General features: G+C 32.4%; 12 protein-coding genes. 1 reads left to right on the forward strand and 11 read right to left on the reverse strand.

The genetic code is table 11. From position 1 onward, the window contains the following. Positions 1 to 4 precede the first annotated feature (4 nt). From coaE to BM289_RS20505, 11 genes are all read right to left on the reverse strand, one after another. Positions 5 to 601, reverse strand: coding sequence for a dephospho-CoA kinase (gene coaE / locus BM289_RS20455; protein WP_091496990.1), 597 nt, complete (start codon positions 599 to 601; stop codon positions 5 to 7). A 2-nt stretch (positions 602 to 603) separates the two neighbouring features. After that, positions 604 to 1602, reverse strand: a complete 999-nt coding sequence (locus BM289_RS20460) for a glycosyltransferase family 2 protein (RefSeq protein ID WP_091497138.1) — start codon at positions 1600 to 1602, stop codon at positions 604 to 606. Between the two features lie 127 nt (positions 1603 to 1729). After that, positions 1730 to 2920, reverse strand: a complete 1191-nt coding sequence (gene fabV / locus BM289_RS20465) for an enoyl-ACP reductase FabV (protein ID WP_091496992.1) — start codon at positions 2918 to 2920, stop codon at positions 1730 to 1732. Between the two features lie 22 nt (positions 2921 to 2942). Continuing rightward, a complete protein-coding gene (locus BM289_RS20470) occupies positions 2943 to 3464 on the reverse strand; it encodes a tetratricopeptide repeat protein (RefSeq protein WP_091496994.1) in 522 nt (173 codons plus the stop codon). Between the two features lie 9 nt (positions 3465 to 3473). Further along, a complete protein-coding gene (gene recN, locus BM289_RS20475; RefSeq protein ID WP_091496996.1) occupies positions 3474 to 5126 on the reverse strand; it encodes a DNA repair protein RecN in 1653 nt (550 codons plus the stop codon). 63 nt (positions 5127 to 5189) lie between these two features. Beyond that, on the reverse strand, positions 5190 to 6074 hold the full coding sequence (gene porD / locus BM289_RS20480; protein ID WP_091496998.1) for a type IX secretion system protein PorD: 885 nt from the start codon (positions 6072 to 6074) through the stop codon (positions 5190 to 5192). 71 nt (positions 6075 to 6145) lie between these two features. Continuing rightward, complete coding sequence (gene coaBC, locus BM289_RS20485) at positions 6146 to 7357, reverse strand: bifunctional phosphopantothenoylcysteine decarboxylase/phosphopantothenate--cysteine ligase CoaBC (RefSeq protein ID WP_091497000.1); 1212 nt, start codon at positions 7355 to 7357, stop codon at positions 6146 to 6148. 7 nt (positions 7358 to 7364) lie between these two features. Next, positions 7365 to 7682 (reverse strand): DNA-directed RNA polymerase subunit omega, encoded by a 318-nt coding sequence (locus tag BM289_RS20490; RefSeq protein WP_008463064.1) that lies wholly within the window; start codon positions 7680 to 7682, stop codon positions 7365 to 7367. 9 nt (positions 7683 to 7691) lie between these two features. Next, complete coding sequence (locus BM289_RS20495) at positions 7692 to 8486, reverse strand: outer membrane protein assembly factor BamD (protein WP_091497002.1); 795 nt, start codon at positions 8484 to 8486, stop codon at positions 7692 to 7694. Between the two features lie 136 nt (positions 8487 to 8622). After that, entirely contained in the window at positions 8623 to 9504 is an 882-nt protein-coding gene (gene dapA / locus BM289_RS20500) for a 4-hydroxy-tetrahydrodipicolinate synthase (protein WP_091497004.1), read from the reverse strand. A gap of 15 nt (positions 9505 to 9519) precedes the next feature. Further along, on the reverse strand, positions 9520 to 10032 hold the full coding sequence (locus BM289_RS20505; RefSeq protein ID WP_091497006.1) for a DUF6913 domain-containing protein: 513 nt from the start codon (positions 10030 to 10032) through the stop codon (positions 9520 to 9522). A gap of 47 nt (positions 10033 to 10079) precedes the next feature. On the opposite strand from BM289_RS20505, the gene BM289_RS20510 reads away from it, so the two are divergent. After that, on the forward strand, positions 10080 to 10859 hold the full coding sequence (locus tag BM289_RS20510; protein ID WP_091497008.1) for a 5'-nucleotidase C-terminal domain-containing protein: 780 nt from the start codon (positions 10080 to 10082) through the stop codon (positions 10857 to 10859). Positions 10860 to 10895 lie beyond the last annotated feature (36 nt).

Here is a 10895-nt window from a genome sequence, read left to right on the forward strand (position 1 = left end):
ACATTTAAGACTGATTTTGTTTTATCTTTAAAATTTTAAGAATTTTAACAACTTCTTCCTTGGCAACTTTAAGATTATTGTTATTAATCACGAAATTGCTCTTAGAAATTCGTTTTTCATCATTCCACTGCATTTTCATTCTACTTAAAACTTGTTCTCTTGTAGTTTGATCGCGTTTTATCACTCGTTCAATTCTTACCTCTTCTGGTGCAGTAACTGTTATAATTACATCACAATCTTTGTAACGTCCACTCTCAAACAAAATAGCTGCTTCATAAATAACATAATCATAGTTTTTGTATTTCAGCATCCAAGATTCAAAATCTCTTTTTACAGCTGGATGTACAATGTTATTTAATTTTGCCAATTCTTCTTTATCATTAAAAACAATCTGAGCTAATTTCGCCCGATTTAAAACATCTCCATCAAAAATGCTTTGGCCAAATGCAGTTTTTACCTCTTCTATAATCTCTTTTGACTGCATTACCCTTTTAGCTCCATCATCTGCTATATAAACAGGAACGCCCATTTCTTCAAAATAGTTTGCAACAGTTGTTTTACCGCTGCCAATTCCTCCTGTAAGGCCAATAACTTTTGCCATTATTATAATTTAAAAAACATACGTGGAAAAGCTTCTTGGGGTTTCTTTTTCAATAGAATTATTTTTACATACGATTCTAAAAATCCTGTTCCGTAACCGTAGAATTGTTTCCAAACTGCTATTACAGAAAGATATCCAATCTTAACACTTTTATTTTGAATACTTGCTGTAAGAAAAATTATAACGAAATATACGAAATATAATTGTAATAAAATATCTATATTGAAAATTAACAATAAAAAAGCTAATAATAAGCCCAGAATAAAAAGGGTCGGAAAGAAGAAAGTCAGCTTATTATGCTCTGGGTACCAGCTATTTAAAATAGGTCTTGCGATACCAAATTTCTTTACTTGTATTGAGAATTTTTCCCAATCAATTCGTCTTTTATGATACACATAAGCCTCAGAAAACAGTCTTGTCTCAAATCCTAAGTTCCATAAACGTATTGATAAATCAGGATCTTCTCCAGGATGAATATTTCCAAAACCCTTTGAAGCCTCAAAGGCTTTCTTTGAAATCCCCATATTAAAACTACGTGGCTGAAATTTGGTTATTTTCTCAGATCCTCCCCTAATTCCTCCTGTAGTCAAAAAAGAAGTCATAGCAAAATTGATTGCCTTTTGAATACTAGAAAAACTATCTAGCGCTTTATCTGGACCGCCAAAACAATCTACATATTCTCTATCTAATTCTTTACGTACTTCTGTCAAATAATTAGGCGGAATAATGCAATCGGAGTCAAAAATGATAAAATAATCTCCCCTAGCCCTCTGCATTCCGAAATTTCTAGAATCTCCAGGACCTGAATTTTCTTTAAAATAATAGGATATGTTTAATTTTCCTTGATAATTCATCACCACATCTCGGCATGGAACTGACGATCCATCTTCGACAAGAACAATTTCAAAAGCTTCATTATAATCAGATTTGGTGAGACTTTCCAAAAGCTCATCAACTTCATCTGGACGATTATACACGGGTATAATTAAAGAGAAAATCATAGCAGAATATGCGTTTTTAAAGGGAATATTTTTAAGTTCAAAAATTTTAACAAAGATAGGGTATATTAACAAAAAAACCATCAACTTTCGATTGATGGTTTTTGCTTTACTTTAAGTAAAAATAGTATTATTTGATGCTTTCTATTTCAACAACTTCGTTTGCTTCTGCGTTGTAATCAACACCTGCAAATTCGAAACCGAATAAATTCAAGAAGTCATTTCTGTATCCTGCTAAATCTCCAATTTCTGGTAAAGATTCCGTTGTAGCTTCCAACCAAAGTTTTGCTACTTTAGCTTGAACATCTTCACGCATTTCCCAATCATCAATTCTGATTCTTCCTTTTTCGTCTACAGGAACTTCAGAACCGTTGTATAATCTGTCTTGGAACAAACGCTGAATTTGCTCGATACAACCTTCATGAATTCCTTCTTCTTTCATGATTTTGTATAAAAGAGAAATGTATAATGGAATTACCGGAATTGCAGAACTTGCCTGCGTTACCAAAGCTTTGTTTACAGAAACATAAGCTTTACCACCTATAGATTTTAAAGAATCACCAATTGTAAATGCCGTAGCTTCTAAGTGGTCTTTTGCACGACCGATAGTTCCTTTACGATAAACAGCTTCTGTTAATGATGGTCCGATATAAGAATAAGCAACAGTTGTAGCGCCTTCTGCTAATAAATTTTCATTTTTTAAAGCATCAATCCACATTGCCCAGTCTTCACCTCCCATAACAGCAACTGTGTTCTCAATATCTTCTTCGTTTGCTGGAGCAATTGAAACTTCAGAAACTTTTCCTGTATGGAAATCAACTGTTTTATTTGTAAAAGTTTGTCCAATTGGTTTTAAAACTGAACGGTGCGTTACTCCTGTATTTGGATTTGTACGCACAGGAGAAGCTAAACTATAGATTACAAGATCAACTTGTCCTAAATCAGCTTTAATTAAATCTAAAGTTTCTCTTTTAATTTCATTTGAGAACGCATCTCCGTTAATGCTTTTTGCATATAAACCTGCTTTGTGAGCTTCTTTTTCAAATGCTGCCGAATTGTACCATCCTGGAGATGCTGTTTTTCCTTCAACTGGCGGTTTTTCAAAAAACACTCCAATTGTCGATGCACCAGAACCAAAAGCACTAGTAATTCTTGAAGCCAATCCGAAACCAGTAGAAGCACCAATTACTAAAACTTTTTTAGGTCCAGCAATTTCTCCTTTTGATTTTACGTATTCGATTTGATTTTTTACATTTTGCTCAGCTCCCGTTGGGTGGGCAGTCAAACAAATAAATCCTCTCATTCTAGGTTCTATAATCATCTTGCAATTATTTTTTTTTGTATTATTTCAATTTCAGTTTTAATTTTTCAAAAATAGACATTTTATCCTTAACCCTTTTCATATTGGTATTCATATTCTCAATAAAATTTGGGTTTAAAGCATTTTTCTTAGCCTCTTTATAATAATTATAAGACGCTCTATATTGCCCTTCATACTCCGCCATTCTAGCTAATTCACTGTTATAAGAAGAGTTATCAGCATTTTCCAAATTAGACAGCGTAAAATCTATATGTTGTTTTGCCTCTGCATATCTACCAATATCAATAAGCAGATAAGTATAATTTAAATATGGCGCAGCGTATTTGGGATCAAATTTCATTGCTAGTTTATAATGATAAATCCCTTTTTCATAATCACTTAACTTATTGTAGTAGATCCATCCTAAGTGATTATGAGCTTTTCCAAAATCGGGATATTGCGATAATATTTCTTCTAAAAGTTCTTTAGCATCGGCTGAATTCCCTTCAGAAATTAATGAGTCTGCTTTTATAAATTGATTTTCGTAAAAACTTAAACTTTCCATTGTGGTATTTTAATTCAACAATTCTTTTGCGTGATTCAGCGCCGAATCAGAAATATTAGCTCCAGACAACATTTGGGCAATTTCTAGAATTCGATCTTGTTGTGACAAAAGTTTTAACTCTGATTGTGTATCATCTCCAACGGTTGATTTAGAAACTTTGAAATGAGAATCGCCTTTCGCCGCAATTTGCGGTAAATGTGTAATAGCAAAAATCTGCATCGTATTACTCATTTCTTTCATAATTTCTCCCATTCTAATTGCAATTTCTCCAGAAACACCAGTATCAATTTCATCAAAAATCAAAGTTGGTAGTTTTGAATATTTAGCCAAAATCGCTTTTACAGCCAGCATAATACGAGACATTTCTCCTCCTGAGGCTACTTTTTTCAATAAACCAAAATCAGTTCCCTTATTGGCAGAAAATAAGAATTGCAACTCATCTTTTCCGTTTTGAAAATACGTTTCTGAAGTTGTTAATTCCATTTTAAAGCGAACATTCGGCATTCCTAAAGTTTCCAAAATCGAAATTAACTGCTCTGATAGTCTTGGAATAGCATTTATTCTATTTTGATGAATTTGATCTGCATAATTATCCAATTCAACCGCTTTTTGTTCAATAATTTTAGATAAAGAAGCTATTTCCTCATCCATATTATCCAATTCCAATAATGCATTTCCTAAATCGGACTGAATTTGAAGCAACTCATCAACAGAATCTACCTGATGTTTTTTCTGAAGATTATAAATCAATTGTAATTTTTGATTTACCAACTCCAACTGTGCAGGATCGTTTAATAATTTCTCTGAACAATTTTCCAATTCCTTTGAAACATCATCAAATTCAATAGTCAAACTTGATATTCTTTCAAATAAACTTTGATATTCTGCTGAAAAAGGAGCTACTTTTTGCAAAGCATTTTTAATCTCGTTTAGATTATGAAAAACACCAAACTGTTCTTCATTCGCAATGGCTAAAGATTTATCTAAAGATTCTTTGATTATTTCAACATTATTCAGCTTTTCATAATCGGCTTCCAGTTCTTCCTGTTCACCCGATTTTAATTGTGCCGCCACTAATTCATTCAGCAAAAATGTATTGTATTCCAGTTCTTTTCCAGAATCACTCTGCTTTTTAATCAAAGCATTCCATTTTGATTTATCTGATTTATAAGATTTCAAAAGCTTTTGATATTCTGAAATAATATCCGAATTAGCAGCAATAGCATCAATAATCTTAAACTGAACACTTTCGTCAGATAGTTCTTGTGTTTGCTGTTGCGAATGAATATCAATTAAATACAAACTTAAATCTTGCAGTTCCTGAAGATTAACCGGACTGTCATTTATGAAAGCACGGGATTTTCCAGATGGAAGAATTTCACGTCTAATGATTGTTTCGTCTTCATAATCCAAATCATTAGCTTCAAAAAAATCTTTTAGATTGTATTTTGAAATTTCAAATTGTGCTTCAATAACACATTTTTCTTCTTTATTTTTTAATGAAGTAAGATCTGCTCTTTTTCCCAAAACAAGACCGATAGCTCCTAAAATAATCGATTTTCCTGCACCTGTCTCACCTGTTATTATAGAAAAACCTTTAGAAAAATCTATGGCTAGCTTTTCGATAAGAGCATAATTTTTAATTGACAGCGATGTAATCATAGGGCAGTTTTGTAAAAATAAAAGTTATAGTGATAATAAAGATTGCAAAGACAGGAAACGAGATTAATATTTAATCTGTGACCATTTAGTAGAGTTTAACGGTGAAACTTTATTCAAAACATCAGTTAAATCTGTAATTGGAATACTTGGTCCACCAGAAAAAATAGAAACAATTTCATCTGATTTTGCGTCAAAGAAAACTCGAGTTATAAAAGCATTTGGTTTTACTGAATTTAGTTTTCCTATTAACAGTAAAGCATTTTTTATTTTTTCTTTTGCTGCTTTTTGATCCAAAGTCATTGCATCCAATCCTGTATGATAAGCATAAGTTGTTTGACGTAAATCACTATAAGTTGGAGCAATCATATCATTAATCAAATAGTAACGATTCTGAAGTCCGTCTGACTGATTCCATCCTCTAAATCCACCTTGCTGTGCAACATTGGCAATATTTTGCGCAGTTTGAAGATATTGATTGCCTGCTCCCATTTGAAAAGTATCGGCATCCATTCCTAAAATCAAATAACAATAAAAAGAGATAACAGAAACTAAATTAGAATCGTAAGTCGTCGGATTGAACAACAATGGTTCGTATTCAATATACCTAAAATTAAAATCTTTATCGTTGTAATTTAAAACAGGTGAAGAATAAGTAGAATTAAAAATCAATCGGGACGATTGAACCTGAATAGTTCCTGTAAACTGATCTGAGCTGTTCGAAGATAAAGTAATATACATGGAACAGTTTATTCTTTCATTTTGCTTTAAAGGAGATCCTGTCCAGTCTGTTTTATTTATAAATTCAGATAAAGAAGTCTGAAGTGTTTTAAAAACCTGATTATTGGGATTTGTAAGTCGCTCTGTATTAATAGTTACCGTACAGTTTAGCTGTTGTGCTTGCACAAAACCAAAGCTTAAAAACACCAATAGTGTAACTATCTTATTCATACTCATTTAAATATTTAATTTTACAAACACAAACAGTTCCCTATTTCTGCTTCCGGCGTATATTTTAAATTTTATTCTGAAAAATGCAACATCACCTTATTCAAAATATCAGCCGCTACCGATTCTTTTGATTTTAATTCCATTGGTTCTATTTCAAAATTCTTATCGATAAAGGTTACTTTATTCGTTTCTTTTTTAAAACCTGCTCCTTTATCTTGTAAGGAATTTAAAACAATCAAATCTAAGTTTTTTTTCTGAATTTTCAACTTAGCATTTTCAATTTCATTTTCAGTTTCTAATGCAAAACCAATCAAAAACTGATTTTTTTTGATAGCTCCTAAGGAAGACAAGATATCTTTTGTCTTTTCAAGTTCTATCGAAAACTCAGCGTCCGATTTTTTAATTTTTTGAGATGCAACAACTTTTGGCCTGTAATCCGCTACAGCCGCTGCAGCTATCGCCGCATCAACATCATTAAAATATAAATGACAAGCATCATACATTTCTTGAGCAGATACAACATCAACCACTTTAATTGAAGCGTTTTTTGCTTTATAATGTGTTGGACCGGCAATCAAAAAAACTTCTGCTCCCAGATTTGCTGCTTCATTAGCAATATCAAATCCCATTTTGCCTGAAGAATGATTTCCTATAAAACGCACAGGATCTATCGCTTCGTACGTTGGTCCAGCGGTAACTAGTATTTTTTTTCCTTTTAAAGGCAATTTGCTTTCTAAATCAGCTTCAAGAAAAGCGACAATATTTTCTGGTTCCGCCATTCGGCCTTCTCCAGACAAACCGCTTGCCAATTCTCCTGTTTCAGCAGGAATCATAATATTTCCAAAATGTTTTAAAGCATTAAAACTAGCTACTGTTGAAGGATGTTTGTACATATCCAAATCCATTGCAGGCGCAAAGTATACTGGACATTTAGCAGATAAATAGGCTGCGATTAAAAGATTATCGCAGTTTCCTGTAGTCATTTTAGACAAAGTATTGGCAGTTGCAGGCGCAATCAGCATAATATCAGCCCAAAGAGCTAATTCTACGTGATTGTTCCAAACTGCTTCTTCATCATCTTGATTAAAGAAACTTGAATGTACTGGATTTTTTGATAAGGTAGATAATGTAAGTGGGGTTACAAAATCCTTAGAAGCAGGTGTCATGATCACTTGGACATGTGCACCTGCTTTTATAAAAAGTCGTACTAAAGAAGCCGTTTTATACGCTGCGATTCCACCGGAAACTCCCAGTAAAACCTTTTTCCCGTTTAAAACTGACATTGTACTATTATTTGTTTGAACTTCTGTGGTAAGTTTTACCGTCTAACCATTCTTGAACAGCTAAAGCGTGTGGTTTTGGTAATTTCTCGTAGAATTTAGAAACTTCGATTTGTTCTTTATTTTCAAAAACTTCTTCTAGACTATCGTTATAAGTAGCAAACTCTTCTAATTTTTCAGTCAATTCTTTTTTAATCTCTGAATTAATTTGATTTGCTCTTTTAGCCATAATGGTAATTGCCTCATACACATTTCCTGTTGGCTCTTCAATAACCGTTTTGTTGTAAGTTATTGTGTTAACAGGAGCATTCGTCTTTTTTAAATCCATGACTTTTATTTATTTAGTAAATTTTTGTAAATCTGTTTCAACTCTAGCATACATTTCGTCTGCTTTTGCTTTGTATTTTGTATCGCTTTTAAACTTCATTAGGTTACCGTAAGCTACCTTAGCAACATTTAAACGCTCTTCCATTTTTGAAGGAACACTGTTAATTGCCAATTGATAAGCCGAATCATATTTGTAAAATAATGCATCTTCTTTAAAAGGCGTTCCAGGAAAATCAGCGATAAAATTATCAAATGCAACTAAAGCTGATTTATAATCTGAAATTGTATTATATCCTTTAGCATTTTCATATGCTTTTTTCTCCAATTTACCATTTAACATCTGAACTGTCTCATTTGCTTGAGCCAAATATTCCGAGTTTGGATAATTATCAATAAAAGCTTGTAATTTTTCTAATGCTTTTACAGTATCAGTTTGATCTAAACTATACACTGGAGCTAATTTAGAATAACTATATGCACCTAAAAATGCTGCTTCTTGTACTTTTTCACTTCGCGGATAACCCGAAACAAAACTTTCAAACTGATAACCAGCTAAATAATATTGCTTTGTTTTATAGTAAGACTGAGAAAACATATAAAAAAGCTTTTCTGCCTGCGGTTTACCTCTATAAGAAGGTGCTAACTGCTCAAAAAGACGAATTGCCTTGTTATATTTACCAGCATCATACATTTTAGTTGCCATCTCAAATTTAGCTGCAACATCTTCATTTTTTAAAGCTTTTTGATATTCTCCACAAGAAGCAAAAAGGGCAACAACAATTAACAATGATACTATTTTCTTCATTTATTTACTTTTATTATGATCTCTTAGACAATTTGCCAAAACAAAATCACACCGAAGTTTCGGTGGCAAATTTAGTTATTAATTTAGCGACTGCAAAATAATTTTTTAGTATCTTAAAATACTAACACTTTAACAATTATTTAATGCTGTTTTTTACAAACTCATTCAGTCGCTCTGCTAAAGAATCATCTACAGAAACTAATGGAAGTCGAACAGTATTATCAGCAATTCCAAGAGCTTGGAAGATTTGTTTGATTCCAGCTGGATTTCCTTGCTCGAAAATCATATCGATACTGTCTGATAAAAAGTAATGTGTTTTGAATGCATCTGCCACTTTTTTGTTTAGTCCTAAACGAATCATTTCTGAAAATTCTTTCGGAAAACCTTGACCAATTACAGAAATCACTCCTGCTCCACCTGCCAAAACGATTGGTAATGCCAGCATATCATCTCCAGAAATCACTAAGAAATCTTTTGGAGCATTTTTAATAATCTGCATTGCTTGAGCCATGTCTCCTGCTGCTTCTTTTATTGCAACAACGTTTTCAAAATCATTAGCTAAACGAATTACCGTTGAAGGAAGCATATTGCTTGAAGTTCTTCCTGGAACATTATATAAGATTACAGGAATTGGAGATGCTTCAGCAATTGCTTTAAAATGCTGATAAATCCCTTCTTGCGTAGGTTTATTGTAATATGGAGAAACAGACAATATTGCTTCAAAAGCACTAAAATCTCTTGTTTTTAATTCTTCAACAATCTGCATAGTATTATTCCCTCCAACTCCTAAAACTAGAGGTAATCTTCCCTTATTCACATCAATCACTGTCTTTATAACCAGCTCTTTTTCTTCTGATGTAAGGGTAGCATTTTCTGCTGTTGTCCCCATAACCACAAGATATTCAACCCCTCCATCGATAGAGAAGTTTACAATTCGCTGTAAAGCCTCGATGTCAACTGAAAAATCTTTTTTAAATGGTGTTACTAGCGCAACTCCAGTTCCTATTAATGATTGCATATTTTAATTTATAATTTATTGTATATTTTTTAAATACCTAAACAATTCCGACACGAACAGTTTATAGTTTTCTAATTCCGTATTAATCATCAAACGATTCAAATTATTATCTACAGAGGCAAATCCAACTTTGAATTGGGCCTTTGATTGGTTTGTAATCATCATTAAGAATCTATTCTCTTCATTATAATAACTCAGCAAAAGATCAAATTTTGAATTTACAAATTCATTCACAAAGTCTTCTGCAATTTCCCCCTTCCAATTAATATGACTTTTGCCAAAAGTAGGTCGCAAATACGTTTCTTTTTTCTTGAATTTTGCATTGTAAGCCAGAACTTTTATGTTTTCTGGAGCAATTCCTTGAAGTGTTAGCTCTTTTATCAACATTTCTGAATGACTTAAACTACTCTCATCTATCAATAAACCAATTGTTTGAACGTTCTTTGAAAAGTCCGTTTTTTTTTGATTACTCCAGTTATTTTTTAATGATTTTTTTACAAAAAATTCCTTTATATAATTCAAAAACATAGTACTTTTACCAGATTACAAAATTAATTATTTAAGTTTCATTTAAAATGGTAAAACTAAAAAAGTATAACGGATTTTTAAAACTTTTTGTTATATTCTTAACACTTTTTTCAATATTTTCTTGTAGCCCAAAAAACTACAACCTAACCAAGATAGAAGGAAAACAGCTTCCAGTTACTGAAAAAGCTGGCGAAACTCCCACAATCGAAGCTTTTATAAAGCCTTATCGCGATCATATCAACCAAGACTTAGACAACGTTTTAGCCTATTGTCCTGAAACGCTGGATAAGAGTACTGGAAAATGGCAGACCAACATTGGAAGTTTGTTGGCCGATGTGTGTTTACAAAGAGGCAATCTAGTTTTTAAAGCTCGTGAGAAAAAAGATATTGATGTATGCCTTTTAAATCACGGCGGTATTCGTGCTATTCTCCCAAAAGGAAATGTAACCACAAGAACGGCTTTTGAAATTATGCCTTTTGAAAACAATTTGGTTGTTATTGCTCTAAAGGGCGAACAAATCTTAGACATTGCTGCTTATATTATAAAGGAGAAAAAACCGCAACCTTTGTCTGGAATGACTTTTACAATTGCAAAAGACAATACGGCAAAGAATATTATGGTACAAGGAAAACCGCTTGACTTAAATAAAACGTATTATGTTGCTACAAATGATTATTTGGCAAATGGCGGCGACAGTATGACTTTTTTCGCAAAAGGAACTGAGAAATTTGATTTGAACTATAAGCTTAGAAATGTTTTAATCGATTATTTTAAAGAAGTGGACACTGTTGTAGCTCCTAAAAACGTCAGAATTACCGAAGAATAGATCAACAAAAAGAATATTAGCATTCCTGCAAAAAAT

Origin of the sequence: Flavobacterium phragmitis (assembly GCF_900112575.1) — a bacterium.
Taxonomy (GTDB): domain Bacteria; phylum Bacteroidota; class Bacteroidia; order Flavobacteriales; family Flavobacteriaceae; genus Flavobacterium; species Flavobacterium phragmitis.